Source organism: Shewanella sp. SM71, from assembly GCF_025653905.1.
GTDB classification, from domain to species: Bacteria; Pseudomonadota; Gammaproteobacteria; order Enterobacterales; family Shewanellaceae; genus Shewanella; species Shewanella oncorhynchi.
Genome location: NZ_JAKKRW010000009.1, coordinates 110,098 through 126,826, shown reverse-complemented (window position 1 = coordinate 126,826; position 16,729 = coordinate 110,098). Strand labels below are relative to the sequence as shown.

Here is a 16,729-nt window from a genome sequence, read left to right as displayed (position 1 = left end):
CCTTATGCTTTGACGATCTTCACCGCACATTTTTTATAGTCAGTTTGTTTTGACAAAGGATCTGTCGCATCTAACGTGACTTTATTAATGAGCTGGCTAGCATCAAACCAAGGCACAAACACTAAGCCTACAGGTGGCTTGTTACGACCACGGGTTTCAACGCGCGTTTTGATTTCGCCGCGACGCGACACAACTCGCACTTCATCACCACGGCGTAAACCTCGTTTTTTAGCATCTTCTGGGTGCATAAAACACACAGCATCAGGGAAGGCACGATACAGCTCAGGTACACGTTGAGTCATTGAACCTGAATGCCAGTGTTCAAGTACGCGACCTGTTGATAGCCATATATCGTATTCTTCATCTGGTGACTCAGCAGCGGGTTCGTAAGGCAGTGCAAAAATAATGGCACGACCATCAGGGTGACCGTAAAACTCAAAGTCTTTTCCTGGTTTCACATACGGGTCGCTACCTTCACGGAAACGCCATTTGGTTTCTTTACCATCCACTACCGGCCAACGTAAACCGTGTGCTTCGTGGTAGGCATCAAAGGGCGCTAAATCGTGACCATGACCACGGCCAAAGGTTGCATATTCTTCGAATAAGCCCTTTTGTACGTAGAAGCCAAAATGTTTTGCTTCGTTGTTTAGGTACTTAGGATCTGCATCTGCAAGTGGGAACTTATCGACATTGCCATTTTGATATAGCACTTCGTATAACGTTTTACCCTTAAACTCTGGGTTTGCCGCTAATACATCCTGTGGCCATACTTCATCGGTAGTGAAGCGTTTAGCAAATTCCATCAGCTGCCATAAATCTGAGTGTGATTCACCAGGTGCTTGCACCATTTGATGCCAGAATTGCGTACGGCGTTCAGCATTACCATAAGCGCCTTCTTTTTCGACCCACATCGCGGTAGGAAGAATTAAGTCAGCGGCTTGAGTTGTCACTGTTGGGTAAGCATCGGACACCACGATAAAGTTATCTGGGTTACGATAGCCAGGTAACATCTCTTCGTTAATGTTCGCACCCGCTTGCATATTGTTGTTAACTTGGACCCAATAGCAGTTTAAATCACCATCTTTAAGGCGACGGTTTTGTTCAACTGCGTGGTAGCCAGGCTTAGGTGGAATAATGCCGCTAGGAATTTTCCAAATATTTTCAGCATGTTTTCTGTGCTCAGGATTAGTGACCACTAAATCGGCAGGTAAACGATGTGAGAAGGTTCCCACTTCACGGGCCGTACCGCAAGCAGATGGCTGACCTGTTAACGAGAATGGGCTGTTACCTGGAGTTGAAATTTTACCGACTAACAAGTGAATGTTATAAATCAGGTTGTTACACCATACACCACGAGTGTGCTGGTTAAATCCCATCGTCCAAAAAGAAGTCACTTTAGTATTAGGATCGGCATATAACTTGGCCAATTCAATCAGTTTCTCTTCTGATACACCTGATAATTTACTGACTTTTTCTACATTGTAATCGGCAACAAAGGCTTTAAACGTATCGAAATCGATTGGCGTTGAATCAGCAGCCGTTTTAACGTTTTTGGCTTTTTTCTCAAGTGGGTGCGTTGGGCGCAAACCATAACCAATGTCGTGGGTTCCCATGTGGAAGTTCACATGCTTTTTAACAAAATCCCAATTCACTTTATCGTTTTGAATAATATAGTTAGCAATAAAGTTTAAAATGGCTAAGTCAGTTTGCGGTGTAAATACTATTGGTAAGTCGGCCAAATCGAAAGAACGATGCTGGAAGGTCGATAATACTGATACTTTAACATGGGGGGCACTGAGGCGACGGTCGGTGACACGGCTCCATAAAATCGGGTGCATTTCCGCCATGTTTGAGCCCCAAAGTACAAAGGCATCAGCAGCTTCAATGTCGTCATAACAACCCATAGGTTCGTCAATGCCGAAGGTACGCATAAAACCTACCACGGCCGAAGCCATGCAATGGCGCGCATTAGGATCGATGTTGTTTGAACCAAAGCCGGCTTTCATCAGCTTAACGGCGGCATAACCTTCCCATACGGTCCATTGACCAGAACCAAACATACCAATCGCTGTTGGGCCTTTAGCTTTAATGGTTGCTTTCCATTTTTGCGCCATGATATCAAAGGCGCTATCCCAGCTTATCGGTGAAAACTCACCGTGCTTGTCAAATTTGCCATCCGTCATACGTAGCATGGGCGTAGTTAAACGATCGCTACCATACATAATCTTGGATAAGAAATAACCCTTGATGCAGTTAAGGCCGCGGTTAACTTCACTATTGGCATCACCATGGGTGGCAACCACTTTACCCTCGCGGGTAGCAACGATCACAGAACAACCCGTGCCGCAAAAACGGCACGGCGCTTTGTTCCACTCTAATTTTGTTTGTTCTGAACTGGTAATTAAATTGCTTGCGCCAGCTGGCAGAGCTAAACCTGCCGCTCCTGCAGCGGCGATGACTGCATTGGCTTTAATAAAGTCACGTCTATTCATGTTCATTCTTCACCCTCTTTAAGCTCTTCACTCTGGTGGTAAACCATAGTGGCGGATAAGACACCAGGAATGGCATTGATGGTTTCGATACTTTCCATAATGGCTCGTTGAGTATCCCCTTCAAGCACTACCACTAATTTCACTTCGTTATTTACGGAAAGCTCAGCATTCTCAATGGTCATAATCTGCTGCCTAACCTCTGCCATTTTTTGTGGCAAAACTTGTACGACTAAACTTGTAATATGAATCTCTTTACTCATCCGACACTTCACTCTTATTTCATGATTTTTATTATGTTAACCCGCACCTGGTGGACCAGTTAAAATCTGGCTAAACCAAATTGCAAAACCTAAACCGCTAACCAGAAGCACCGACAGAATAGGTGCTAACAATACGGTTAAAAATAGGAAAATCTTGAGTTCTAAGCTCTTACTTTCATCTGTTTGAGTTGTCATATACGCTCCCTAAAGTACGTCTATCGTATTAACTACCTTATCTTACTTAACGATTTGATAACACTTAAATACAATCAAATTCTTTGCCATTTTTTAAATTATTGGCGAAATTTTATTAACCTAACACCATGATAGGTAAGTCTAGGTTTTTTTTATGTGCCTCTAATTAGGTAATTAACAATAAGCGTGATCCCGATCTACAAAGCACTTAACAAAAAGTTTACTCCCGCCATGCTCGTCAAAATAACTGTTTAAGAAGACAAGGAATTTCGGTTTTAAACAGCGTCACTTCTGTCTCTAAAAGCTGCGTTGCAAAAACGTTAACCAACACAACAACCAATATACTCATAAATAGATATTTATCACATATAAAGCACTTTATTGATCGCGATCAACGTTATAAACCGTTGCACACTCCAGACTTATTAACATCTTTCATCTTCTAAGCATAAAACAGCAGTCAATATAACTACCACTCAACAACCCACAATGCTGTGTCGCACAACATTCGAGGTTGTTAGCAATGTCGTACTAGGAGTTAATTAATAAGATGAGTCACTTACTCGATAAATTGCGGTTTTTTAAAACCCACCAAGAACCCTTTGCCGATGGGCATGGCGTGACAACCGATAAAGATAGAAGTTGGGAACAGGGTTATCGTCAACGCTGGCAACACGATAAAATTGTTCGTTCTACCCACGGGGTAAACTGTACAGGCTCTTGCAGTTGGAAAATTTATGTTAAAAATGGCTTAGTTACGTGGGAAACCCAACAAACCGATTACCCTCGTACTCGACCCGACTTACCTAACCATGAACCCAGAGGCTGCCCACGAGGCGCGAGTTATTCATGGTATATCTACAGCGCAAATCGCCTGAAATATCCTAAAGTTCGTCAACAATTAATGAAACTATGGCGCGAAGCTAAGCAACAACATGCTGATCCTGTCGATGCATGGGCGTCGATTGTGAGCGATCCGGTTAAAGCCAAAAGCTACAAAGAACGACGGGGATTAGGAGGTTTCATCCGTGCGAGTTGGGATGAAGTCAATGAAATCATTGCTGCATCTAACGTGTATACCACTAAAGAGTACGGCCCAGATCGCGTATCCGGTTTCTCCCCTATTCCGGCAATGTCGATGGTGTCCTATGCCGCTGGCGCGCGTTATTTATCATTAATTGGTGCTAACTGCCTAAGTTTCTACGATTGGTATTGTGATTTGCCCCCCGCCTCACCACAGGTTTGGGGTGAGCAGACTGACGTTCCAGAATCTGCAGATTGGTATAACTCAAATTACATCATTGTTTGGGGCTCAAACGTACCGCAAACCCGTACTCCCGATGCGCACTTTTTAAGTGAGGTCCGTTACAAGGGCACCAAAACCTGCGTTATTACCTCCGATTACTCTGAAGCTTCTAAGTTTGGTGATACTTGGTTAGCGCCACGTCAAGGCACTGATGCCGCCTTGGCAATGGCTTTTGGTCATGTGATTTTAAAAGAGTTTTACGTCAATACCCCAAGTGCGTATTTCATTAACTACGCTAAACGCTACACCGACATGCCGATGTTGGTCATGCTTGAAGAAGTTAATGGCCACCTTACCAGTGGACGTTTTTTACGTGCGGCTGATTTAGTTGATAATTTGGGTGAAGAGAATAATCCAGATTGGAAAACGATTGCATTTAACCATGATGGTAACCTCACTAGCCCTAACGGCTCTATCGGTTATCGTTGGGGTGAAAAAGGCAAATGGAACTTAGAATCTAAAGACAGTAAAGGCGATATTGATCTTTTACTATCTCTTAAAGATCACACTGAACTGACCGAAGTCGCTTTCCCTTACTTTGGCGGCGCGCCGCACGAATATGAATACTTTCAACACACAGATCACAGTGATATTCAGTTGCGTAATGTGCCAGTTAAAACCATTACGCTTGCCGACGGTAAACAGGCAAAAGTAGCGAGCGTATTTGACTTAATGCTGGCGCATTATGGGGTGGATAACGGCGTTAACGACAGCAATCGTGCTAGCTCGTTTGACGATAACATCCCCTACACGCCAGCTTGGCAAGAAGTGATCACCGGTGTAAAACGTGCCGATGTTATCCGTGTTGCCACTGAGTTTGCGCGTAATGCTGATAAAACCAATGGTCGCTCTATGGTAATTGTGGGCGCTGCACTAAACCACTGGTATCACATGGACATGAACTACCGCGGCCTCATTAACATGTTAATGATGTGTGGTTGTATCGGTCAATCTGGCGGTGGCTGGGCTCACTATGTAGGACAAGAAAAACTTCGTCCACAAACGGGTTGGACACCACTGGCGTTTGCACTTGACTGGCAGCGCCCACCACGTCACATGAACGGCACTTCATTCTTCTACAACCACTCTAGTCAGTGGCGTTATGAAAAATTGAACATGTCTGAAATTATTTCGCCGCTCGCGCCAAAAGAAAACTGGACTGGCAGCATTATCGATTTCAATAGTCGTGCTGAACGTATGGGCTGGTTACCCTCTGCACCACAATTAAGCACTAACCCACTGCATTTGTCCGCCAGTGCTAAAGCGGCTGGACAAAACGTTGAAGACTACGTGGTATCACAACTGAAAAGCGGCGACCTAAAATTTGCCTGTGAGCAGCCAGACGATCCGAAAAACTTCCCACGTAATATGTTCATTTGGCGCTCTAATCTGCTGGGTTCATCCGGCAAAGGCCACGAATACATGTTGCGCCACTTCCTCGGCACTAAGCATGGGCTATTAGGTAAAGATCTCGGTGATTTTGGCGGCAATAAACCCGAAGACGTCGAATGGAAAGATGAAGGCGCCGAAGGCAAAGTCGACTTATGGGTCACCTTAGATTTCCGTATGTCAACCACTTGTTTATATTCAGATATTGTTTTACCTACTGCAACTTGGTATGAAAAAGATGATATGAATACCTCGGATATGCATCCGTTTATTCATCCTTTATCAGCCGCAATCGATCCCGTATGGGAAGCGCGCTCTGACTGGGAAATCTTTAAAGGCATCGCCAAAGAGTTTTCCCGCGTGTGTGTGGGGCACTTAGGGGTAGAACAAGATCTGGTGACCATTCCAATGCACCACGATACCCCAGCTGAATTAGCTCAACCCTATGATGTTAAAGCATGGTGGAAAGGCGAATGTGAAGCTATTCCGGGTAAAACCATGCCGCATTTAACTATGGTTGAGCGCGACTACCCTAATACCTATGCTCGTTTTACTTCGGTAGGCCCCCTACTTGAAAAAATCGGCAATGGTGGTAAAGGCATTAGTTGGGACACTAAAGATGAAGTTAAGTTATTAACTCAACTCAACTATACCCATACCACAGAAGGCATCAACAAAGGCATGGCAAAGCTAGATACTGCCATTGATGCCTGCGAAATGATCCTCACCCTCGCCCCTGAAACCAATGGTCAAGTTGCCGTTAAAGCATGGGAAGCATTGGGCGAGATGACTGGCATAGATCACACCCACTTAGCCAAACCCAAAGAGGATGAAAAAATTCGTTGGCGCGATATTGTTGCCCAGCCGCGCAAAATTATCTCTTCACCGACTTGGTCTGGTTTAGAAGATGAGCATGTGTCCTATAACGCGGGCTATACCAACGTACATGAGCAGATACCGTGGCGCACCATTACTGGCCGTCAACAGTTTTACCAAGATCACCAGTGGATGCGTGACTTTGGCGAGCAGCTCTGTGCCTATAAACCGCCCATTAACTTAAAAACCGTTGCCCCAGTATTGAACAAAAAGCCTAACGGCAATAAAGAAATTGTTCTGAACTGGATCACCCCACACCAAAAGTGGGGCATTCATAGTACTTACTCCGACAACCTGTTGATGCTCACACTATCACGCGGTGGCCCTATCGTGTGGATGAGTGAGACCGATGCTAAAACCGCGGGTATTGAAGATAACGATTGGATTGAAGTCTTCAACGTCAACGGTGCAATAGCGTGCCGCGCTGTGGTGTCACAACGTGTGCCAGAAGGCATGAGCATGATGTACCACGCCCAAGAACGTATCGTAAATATACCAGGGTCAGAAATGACCGGCACCCGTGGCGGGATCCATAACTCAGTCACCCGCGCAGTGATGAAACCCACTCATATGATTGGTGCCTATGCGCAACAATCCTATGGTTTTAACTATTACGGTACTGTCGGTTGTAACCGCGACGAATTTGTTGTTGTACGCAAAATGCACAACGTCGACTGGTTAGATACTAAATAAGCGTGGAGCGAGGAATACAATATGAAAGTTAGAGCCCAAATCGGCATGGTGCTAAATTTAGATAAATGCATCGGTTGCCACACTTGCTCCATCACGTGTAAAAACGTTTGGACCTCACGCGAAGGCGTCGAATACGCGTGGTTCAATAACGTAGAAACTAAACCCGGTATTGGCTTTCCAAAAGAATGGGAAAACCAAAAGAAATGGAACGGCGGCTGGAAACGCACTGACGCCGGTAAGTTAGAACTCAAAATCGGTGGCAAAATCAGATTGCTGGCAAAAATTTTTGCTAACCCTGATTTACCTGAAATTGACGATTACTACGAACCCTTTGATTTTGACTACGAGTATTTACACACAGCGCCTGATAGCCAACATCAACCGGTTGCTAGACCCCGCTCGCTGATCACAGGTCAGCGTATGGAGAAAATTGAATGGGGTCCAAACTGGGAAGAAATTCTCGGGACTGAGTTCGAAAAGCGTAAAAAAGACATCAACTTCGATAATGTGATTCAAAAAGACATTTATGGTCAATTTGAAAAAACCTTCATGATGTATTTACCTCGCCTGTGTGAGCACTGCTTAAACCCAGCATGTGTTGCCTCTTGCCCTTCAGGCTCGATTTACAAGCGTGAAGAAGACGGTATCGTACTGATTGACCAAGATAAATGTCGCGGCTGGCGCATGTGTGTTTCTGCCTGCCCTTACAAAAAAATCTACTTCAACTGGAAATCAGGTAAATCAGAAAAATGTACTTTCTGTTTCCCTCGCATTGAAGCGGGTCAACCTACGGTTTGCTCTGAAACCTGCGTAGGCCGTATCCGCTATCTGGGCGTATTGCTGTACGACGCCGATCAAATTGAAATTGCGGCAAATACTCCAAATGAAAAAGATCTATATCAAGCACAGCTCGATGTTTTCCTCGACCCTAACGATCCGGCGGTAATTGAAGCGGCGCGTAAAGAAGGCATCAGTGATAACTGGATCACTGCGGCCCAGCGCTCACCGGTATACAAAATGGCAATCGACTGGAAAGTCGCGCTGCCTTTACACCCTGAATATCGCACCTTACCTATGGTGTGGTATGTGCCGCCACTATCGCCAATCCAAACGGCAGTAGAAGCAGGTCATGTCGGCATGAACGGTGAAATCCCCGATCTGAAATCATTGCGTATACCGCTACGTTACCTTGCAAACCTGTTAACTGCTGGCGATGAAAAACCAGTTGAGCGTGCACTTGAGCGCATGATCGCGATGCGTGCCTATAAACGCTCACAACAGGTCGACAAAGTTGAAGACTTAGAGGTGCTAAAGCAAGTTGGCCTCACCGCAGTCGAAGTCGAAGAAATGTATCGCTACATGGCCATTGCTAACTACGAAGACAGATTCGTAGTGCCAACGAGCCATAAAGCCTACGCAGAAAATGCCTACGACATGAAAAGCAGTTGCGGCTTTAGTTTTGGAAATGGCTGTGGCGATGGTAACAACGGCGTCAACTTATTTGGCAGCAAAGCGACCGGTGTACGCCAAGTCATTCCTGTCACATTGGAGAAGTAAACATGAAAGTACTGAGTGTTATTTCAATACTACTCGATTACCCGCACGCTGAACTACTCGACGCGCGGGCAGAGTTAGAGGCCATTGTCACGGGATCTGAACTTGATGCCGCGCATCAAGCCCTTGTACTGCAGTTTATCGCCGAGCGTTTTGCGATGGATACCATGGACTGGCAAGCCGAATATGACGGCTTATTCGAGCGAGGACGTTCTTTGTCCTTACTGTTATTTGAACACGTTCACGGTGAATCACGTGACCGCGGGCAAGCCATGGTCAACCTTTTAGATCAATATCACCAAGCAGGTCTAGATATTAGTGCTAAAGAGTTGCCAGATTATATCCCGCTATATCTTGAGTTTATGTCAACCCAAGGCAGCGAAAACGGCCGTTATGGATTAGAAGAAGTGGCGCCGATTTTAGCGCTACTGGCATGCAGACTTGAAAAGCACCAATCAAATTATGCCAACTTACTCCATGCACTATTGAGCTTAAGCAAGGTTGATGTCGATCTTAAGGATTTACGTGAACAAATCGTTGACGAACAACCCGACAACACCCCCAAAGAGCTCGATAAAGTGTGGGAAGAAGAAATGGTGAGCTTTATGGACAACGCGCAAACGGGCTGTAATAGCAGCAATAAACCCAGTGAAACGCAGCGTCGGGACCAACACATTCCACTCAATACCGAACTATTGCAGCCTAAAAGCAATAGCCAACGGTTGTAAGGAGAGCATTGATGAGCCATTTCTCAATATTTGCCTTTGGCATCTACCCCTATATCGCTATGGCGGTGATGTTTATCGGCAGCTGGATCCGCTATGACCGTGAACAATACACGTGGAAAGCGAGCTCCAGCCAAATGCTGGAAAAACGCCAACTGCATATTGGTAGCGTATTGTTTCACGTTGGGGTGATCGGGATTTTCTTCGGTCATTTTGTGGGATTACTCACACCATTAGCCGTTTGGCACGCGCTGGGCGTGACTGCCGAGTTTAAACAGTTACTTGCTATGGGTGCGGGTGGATTATTTGGGGTAATTTGCTTTGCGGGATTAACCATTTTGATCCGTCGTCGCCTAACAAACCCTCGCGTTCGTGCCACTAGCAAAAAGATGGATATCATCATCCTCTTAATGCTCTATGGACAACTGATCCTCGGACTTATTTCTATTCCGGTATCAGGTGGACACTTAGATGGCGCTGAAATGCTTAAGTTAATGGCTTGGGCACAAAACATTATGACCTTTAATAGTGTTGCAGCCGTTGAAGCCATTAGCGATGTAAATATCGTCTTCAAATTGCACGTCATTCTAGGTATGACGCTGTTTGTAGTATTCCCATTCAGCCGCTTGGTTCACATGCTCAGTGCACCACTGCAGTATCTGACACGCGCACCACAAATAGTACGTCGTAAAGTCAGCCGTTAGTGCTAAATCCCCTTGATATTGGCCTATCAGGGGATCTTTGCTCGCCCGCATTTATTTTATAGAGAGCCATATTATGATCACAGTCAACCAAGCCAGCATTACCGAAGAGCAAGTTCTCAGTGAAATGCAGTATTTCCCGGCCCCAACCCAACGTAAAGCGATGTTAGAAGCCGCCCAGAGTTTAATCATTGGCGAATTGCTACTTCAACGTGCAAAAGCATTATCGCTATCTCGCCCTAATGATGAGATCTGTAATAAAGAGGATTATTTAGAGCAACTCATTGAATCTGAAGTACCTATTCCTCAAGCGACTCCCGAAGAGTGTTTACAGTATTTTGAACAAAACCCACATCGATTTACAACCTCGCCATTGGTTGAGGCTAACCATATCCTGATTGCCGCTGCGCCCGATGATTTAAAAGCCAGAGCAGAGGGTAAAATCATCGCCGAGCAACTGATTGAACAATTGCATCAAAAAGCCAATTTTGCCGCTTTAGCACAGGAGTTTTCTGCCTGCCCTTCAAAATCCGTAGGGGGAAATTTAGGTCAGCTCAGCCGTGGGCAAACCGTGCCGGAATTTGAACGACAGCTATTAACCGCCGAAATAGGCTTGCAACCCTACCCGATAGAAAGTCGTTATGGATTTCATATTGTCGATATCAAACACAAAATTGCCGGTAACCCTCTCCCATTTGAAGCGGTTAGCGACAGGATTAGCTTATACCTTAATGAAAAAGTGCGTCAAAAATCCATTGCTCAATATATCCAAGTGTTAATAGACGAAGCCCATATAGAAGGTTTTGATTTTGACACCAATAATGAGCCATTACTGCAGTAACCCATTAAAAAGCTAATGTTTTTTAACGTTACATTTTGCTAATTTGTCGGAGTTTTCAAATGAGTAGTCTACCGCTACACATTAAGAGTGGACAATACCGCGCATTGTGGCTTACCACCGCTGCTTTTACGCTCTGTTTCGCCGTTTGGACGATATTTTCAATTTTAGGGATAAAAATAAAAGCGGATTTAGCCTTAACCGATACGCAAATGGCGTTATTAATGGCGCTGCCCATTTTAAGCGGCTCGTTGAGCCGCATTGCCCTAGGTATGTTTACGGAGCGCTGGGGTGGGCGCCTTGTATTTAGTACGTTAATGTACATTGCTGCCATTGCGACCTATCTGCTCAGTCTTGCTGATAGTTACGATATGCTATTAGTTGCAGGTATTGGGCTGGGTTTAGCTGGCGGTGGCTTTATTGTCGGTGCGACCTATGTCGCATCTTGGTTTGAAACACAAAAACAAGGTACTGCACTCGGTATTTTTGGTGCGGGCAACGTGGGTGCTGCGCTAACAACCTTTGGCGCACCCTTTTTATTAAAGTACTTCAGTTGGCAAGAAACCGCTCAAATTTATGCTTTAATCATTGCGATTTCGGCAACCACATATTTGGTCTTTGCCAAAACAGAACCCCGCCGATTAACTAATTTCAAACCGCCCAAATTCAGTGAACAACTAAGCTTACTCAGCGACATTCGTATTTGGCGCTTCGCATTATATTATTTTTTCGTGTTTGGCGCCTTTGTGGCACTCGCCCTATGGCTACCCCACTACCTTATTGATGTTTATGGTGTGTCATTAGTCACCGCCGGTATTCTTACCTCGTTTTATATTATCCCAGGTTCTTTATTTCGTATTTTAGGCGGCTTTTGGTCCGACAAATACGGCGCCCGTCGCATCATGTATTGGACGTTAGGCATCAGTACCATTTGTACCTTTTTACTCAGTTATCCCCCAACCCACTACAGTGTAAAAGGGGTTGAACACGTTTTTGAATTTAACTTCCACCTATCCTTGCCCGTTTTTGTGCTGCTTATTTTTACCTTAGGTTTTTTCATGTCTTTAGGTAAAGCGGCGGTATTTAAGCATATACCGACTTATTTCCCGAATAATGTCGGCGTAGTGGGCGGCCTTGTGAGTATGGTCGGCGGTATTGGCGGCTTCTTATTACCCGTCACATTTGGGATGCTCAATGACGTTATTGGCATCTGGCAAAGCTGTTTTATGCTGTTGTTTGTTATTAGTTCTATCTCATTAATGTGGATGCATTATTCAATTCGCCGAGCCGAGAGAATGGAATGGGCCAGTGGTCAAACGGTAAAAAACTTACCCGAAATGACCACACCCGACGCCTTTGTACTTAACGATTGGCAACCTGAAAATAAACATTTTTGGGACACTAAAGGTAAAAAAATTGCCACGCGCAATTTATGGATCTCAATACCCAACCTCTTCCTTGCGTTTGCCGTATGGTCTATTTGGAGCATTATGGTGGTTAAAATGCCGACATTAGGCTTTAACTACAGCCCAAATGAATTGTTTTGGTTGGCGGCGCTACCCGCATTATCGGGTGCTACACTGCGAATTTTCTATGGCTTTATGATCCCCATCTTCGGTGGTCGCCGTTGGACAGCCTTATCAACCGCATCACTTTTAATCCCTTGTTTATGGATGGGTTTTGCACTGCAAAATATCGAAACCCCCTATCTCATCATGCTGATTTTAGCCTTACTCTGTGGTTTAGGTGGCGCTAACTTCTCATCGAGTATGGCAAACATCAGCTTTTTCTATCCTAGAGCTGAAAAAGGTACTGCACTAGGGCTTAATGCTGGGCTGGGTAACTTAGGCGTATCGGGCATGCAATTAATTGCCCCTTTAGTGATATCTGCCAGTGTGTTTGGCGGTTTAGAAGGAGAGCCTCTCACCCTCGTATTGCAAAACAGTGAAACACATTCGGTGTGGTTGCAAAACGCGGCGTTTATCTGGGTGCCATTTATCATTATTGGCTCCATTGCGGCGTGGTTTGGCATGAATGATATTACGGATGCTAAATCTTCATTTAAGGAGCAAGCCGTCGTCTTTAAACGTCATCATACTTGGCTAATGTGCTGGCTTTATTTAGGAACTTTTGGCAGCTTTATTGGTTTTGCTGCAGGTTTCCCATTGTTATCGGGTATGTTATTCCCAGATGTCGATCCCGTTAAGTTTGCCTTTATCGGTCCACTTGCAGGTGCATTAGCCAGGCCTATCGGCGGTAAATTAGCCGATAAATTTGGCGGCGCCCAAGTGACGCTATGGAATTTTTTCTTCATGGCGTTAGGCGTTGTCGGTGTGCTGTATTTCTTACCGCATGACGGTGCTGCGGGTAATTTTGGCGGCTTCTTCGGTATGTTTGTTTTGCTCTTTATCACCACAGGCATTGGTAATGGTTCAACGTTCCGTATGGTGCCAGTGATGTTTTTAACCCTTAGGCAAAAAGCATTAGGTAAAGGCATGGAAAAACAAGCCGAAATCGAAGGAAACCGAGAGTCCGCAGCAGTTTTAGGCTTTATTTCTGCCATTGCTGCCTATGGCGGATTTTTTATTCCCAAATCCTATGGCACCGCAATGAGCTTAACTGGAGCGGTAGATACCGCGCTCTATGGGTTTATCCTGTTTTACGCCAGTTGTGTGGTTATCACTTGGTGGTTCTACGCTAGACGTAACGCAGAGATCCCTTGCTAACTGTTAGCTAAACAATGGTAGGCATGCCGATTTAGGGTGCCTATCATCGACATTCACTTTTTTACAAAGGTGCCAACATGACAAAATTATCGACGAATAAACCCTTGGTTTATGCCTGCTCCGGCTGCTCAAATGTCGCACAATTAGCTAATGATGTGGCACTGACCCTTGATCGTTCAGGCGTGATGCAAATGTCATGTATCGCGGGCGTTGGAGGGAATATAAAATCGATTGTCAGACTGGCTAAATCTGGACGCCCCATATTGGCACTTGATGGTTGTAAGCTCAATTGCGTTAAAAATAGCTTAGCGCTACAGCAAATTGTACCCACCTGGCACATAGAGCTCACCCAATTGGGCTATAAAAAACAACAGCAAATTGATTGCGATCTGGCTGATAGTTACCGTTTGTTACAACATATCCATCAAAAAATTATTCATATTCCTCAATGTAAACTTAATTAGTCTAACCATTATTTACACTGCTGCTGTTTTATTTAAAATCTGGAACCTACTGTAAATAAGCTAAGTTTAATACAGCTTAAACAAGCACTTATTTACAGCCATTCACCCGTGTTATCTGCTTCACTCCCCCAAGATTAACCTCATCGCATTAATCCTCAATAGTTTGATCTTGATCAAACTATTATTTGCCTATCCCGATATTATAAAACACAATATATAGTTGATTAAAATAAAATGGACACAACATATGGTGGTTATTACATTTAATAGCTTTGCACCACAGATCTGTTTTCAAGAGGTTCCTGATGAGGTGTCGTTAGCATTTACCATCACAGGTTGCCCACTACGTTGCCAAGGATGTCATAGCCAAGATACTTGGGATCCAGAAACGGGTATTCAGTTAAATAATGATAATTTTCAACATTATTTAACACGTTATCAGGGACTGGTGAGTTGTGTTTTATTTTTTGGTGGCGAATGGAACCCCGCTGCATTACTCGACAAGTTATCACTGGCAAAAAAACACGGTCTTAAAACCTGTCTCTACACTGGAAAAACCAAGGTATCACAGCATCTAATTGCACAGTTGGATTACCTCAAAACGGGGGCTTGGCGACCAAATCAAGGAGGATTAGAAAAGGAAAAAACTAATCAACGCTTTATTGAACTCGCAACGGGAAACCTACTCAACTTTAAATTTAGGGAACATCACCATGCCATCTCTTAACCCACAGCAATTACAAAAAAAATTAGCTTTTATTAAGCAATATCAACAATCCAATAATGCCGCTGATGCTTCGCATTTAGATGCGAATGCAAATGTGACTCATAAGAACATTGCCACCTTAGAAACCGAGTTAATGAAAGATTATTTTATTGATATTAATCGTGAATTAGTAAAACAAAAAATAACTGAATTATATGGTGTAGATTTAGCGAAAGAATACGAGAGACAAATAACAGAACATGAAATTTACGTTCATGATGAAACCAGTTTAAAACCCTATTGTGCTTCTATTTCAATGTACCCATTTTTACTCAGCGGATTAACTCAATTAGGCGGCGAATCACAAGCGCCAAAACACTTAGAGTCTTTTTGTGGCAGCTTTGTTAATTTAGTATTTGCTATCAGCGCGCAATTTGCTGGCGCAATTGCGACTGTCGAATTTTTAATGTATTTCGATTATTTTGCCCGTAAAGATTTTGGAGATGATTATCTCACCGAGCATAAACACGCAATAGAGAACCACCTGCAACACGTTGTGTATGCGTTAAATCAACCTGCAGCAGCAAGAGGATACCAAAGTGTATTTTGGAATATCTCTCTTTATGATCAATATTATTTTGAAGCCATGTTTGGGCAATTTGTATTTCCTGACTTTACCCCGCCAGATTGGCACTCTTTAAAACAGTTACAAGTTTTTTTCTTAGATTGGTTTAATCAAGAACGGAATAAAGCCATTTTAACCTTTCCAGTGATCACCGCGGCGATGTTAACCGTTGATGATAAAGTTAAAGATACGGAGTTTGCCCATGTTTGTGCCAAAAATATGAGCGAAGGCGGTGCATTTTTTATTTATCAATCCAAAAATGCTGACTCTTTAGCCTCATGCTGTCGTTTACGGAATGAAATAAGCGATCACACCTTCTCCTACAGCTTAGGTGCTGGCGGCGTCGCCACGGGTTCAATTAATGTTATCACTATTAATATGAATCGATTAATCCAAGATAAACGCGATCTTAAAATCGAGGTTGAAAAGGTTCATCAATATCAGATTGCCTATCGTAAGCTAATGGAAGAACAATTAGCCAATGGCATGCTGCCAGTCTATACCGCGGGGTTTATCTCTCTGGATAAACAATTTATGACGATTGGTATTAATGGCATGGTAGAAGCTGCTGAATCTTTAGGCTTAATAGCTGACACTAATAATGATTACCAAACCTTTGTCGACCAACAATTACAGATTATTTATAAGGTTAACCGAGAAGCTACTCAAAAATTTGGCTACAAATTTAATACTGAGTTTGTTCCAGCAGAAAACTTAGGTATAAAGAATGCAGCTTGGGATAGAAAGGCAGGCTACTTTGTTAATCGAAATTGCTATAACAGTTACTTTTATCCGGTAGAAGACACTAACATTAATTATCTTGATAAATTTATTATGCACGGTGAAAAAATGACCCGCTACTTAGATGGGGGCTCAGCATTACATTTAAATTTAGATGAAAAGTTATCAGTGAAAAATTATCTTAATTTATATAATGTCGCTGCACGTACAGGGTGTAATTATTTTTGTGTCAATGTGAAAATTACTATCTGCAATGAATGCCAACATATTGATAAACAAACTCAGCAATATTGTCACCAATGCGGTTCAAAAAACATTGATTACGGCACCCGTGTAATTGGTTATTTAAAGCGCGTCTCAGCCTTTAGTCAAGGACGTCGAACCGAACACGATTTACGTTATTATCACCAGTCGCCCGCATCAACACATGCCTGATAA

Annotated in this window: 12 protein-coding genes; 9 read left to right on the top strand and 3 right to left on the bottom strand. The window is 43.7% G+C overall.

Translation table 11 applies throughout. The annotated features are described in order from the left end of the window. Positions 1-2 precede the first annotated feature (2 nt). The 3 genes from napA to L5L97_RS10970 are packed head-to-tail and all read right to left on the bottom strand — an operon-like array spanning position 3 to position 2,947. Positions 3-2,492 carry a nitrate reductase catalytic subunit NapA gene (gene napA, locus L5L97_RS10980; protein WP_107884049.1) on the bottom strand — a complete coding sequence of 830 codons (2,490 nt, stop codon included), beginning with the start codon at positions 2,490-2,492 and terminating at the stop codon, positions 3-5. Between the two features lie 2 nt (positions 2,493-2,494). Then, positions 2,495-2,752, bottom strand: coding sequence for a chaperone NapD (locus L5L97_RS10975; RefSeq protein WP_076500130.1), 258 nt, complete (start codon positions 2,750-2,752; stop codon positions 2,495-2,497). A gap of 36 nt (positions 2,753-2,788) precedes the next feature. After that, positions 2,789-2,947 carry a periplasmic nitrate reductase, NapE protein gene (locus L5L97_RS10970; protein ID WP_076500132.1) on the bottom strand — a complete coding sequence of 53 codons (159 nt, stop codon included), beginning with the start codon at positions 2,945-2,947 and terminating at the stop codon, positions 2,789-2,791. A gap of 550 nt (positions 2,948-3,497) precedes the next feature. On the opposite strand from L5L97_RS10970, the gene L5L97_RS10965 reads away from it, so the two are divergent. The 9 genes from L5L97_RS10965 (at position 3,498) to nrdD (ending at position 16,726) form a co-directional block, all read left to right on the top strand. Then, positions 3,498-7,211 carry a nitrate reductase subunit alpha gene (locus L5L97_RS10965; RefSeq protein ID WP_263181858.1) on the top strand — a complete coding sequence of 1,238 codons (3,714 nt, stop codon included), beginning with the start codon at positions 3,498-3,500 and terminating at the stop codon, positions 7,209-7,211. 21 nt (positions 7,212-7,232) lie between these two features. Next, positions 7,233-8,768: a nitrate reductase subunit beta gene (narH, locus tag L5L97_RS10960; RefSeq protein ID WP_076500136.1), complete on the top strand. Its 1,536-nt coding sequence runs from the start codon at positions 7,233-7,235 to the stop codon at positions 8,766-8,768. A 2-nt stretch (positions 8,769-8,770) separates the two neighbouring features. Beyond that, positions 8,771-9,493, top strand: coding sequence for a nitrate reductase molybdenum cofactor assembly chaperone (gene narJ / locus L5L97_RS10955; RefSeq protein WP_076500138.1), 723 nt, complete (start codon positions 8,771-8,773; stop codon positions 9,491-9,493). An 11-nt stretch (positions 9,494-9,504) separates the two neighbouring features. After that, on the top strand, positions 9,505-10,194 hold the full coding sequence (narI, locus tag L5L97_RS10950; protein WP_076500140.1) for a respiratory nitrate reductase subunit gamma: 690 nt from the start codon (positions 9,505-9,507) through the stop codon (positions 10,192-10,194). A 73-nt stretch (positions 10,195-10,267) separates the two neighbouring features. Next, entirely contained in the window at positions 10,268-11,032 is a 765-nt protein-coding gene (locus L5L97_RS10945) for a peptidylprolyl isomerase (RefSeq protein ID WP_076500142.1), read from the top strand. 59 nt (positions 11,033-11,091) lie between these two features. After that, entirely contained in the window at positions 11,092-13,755 is a 2,664-nt protein-coding gene (locus L5L97_RS10940) for a nitrate/nitrite transporter (RefSeq protein WP_263181857.1), read from the top strand. Positions 13,756-13,832: 77 nt separating this feature from the next. Further along, positions 13,833-14,219: a putative zinc-binding protein gene (locus tag L5L97_RS10935; protein ID WP_076500146.1), complete on the top strand. Its 387-nt coding sequence runs from the start codon at positions 13,833-13,835 to the stop codon at positions 14,217-14,219. Between the two features lie 247 nt (positions 14,220-14,466). Continuing rightward, the gene (gene nrdG / locus L5L97_RS10930) at positions 14,467-14,946 is read left to right on the top strand and encodes an anaerobic ribonucleoside-triphosphate reductase activating protein (protein ID WP_263181856.1); all 480 of its coding nucleotides are present in this window, start codon (positions 14,467-14,469) and stop codon (positions 14,944-14,946) included. Continuing rightward, entirely contained in the window at positions 14,933-16,726 is a 1,794-nt protein-coding gene (nrdD, locus tag L5L97_RS10925; protein ID WP_263181855.1) for an anaerobic ribonucleoside-triphosphate reductase, read from the top strand. The genes nrdG and nrdD overlap by 14 nt, the downstream gene beginning before the upstream one ends. The last annotated feature ends 3 nt before the right edge of the window (positions 16,727-16,729 follow it).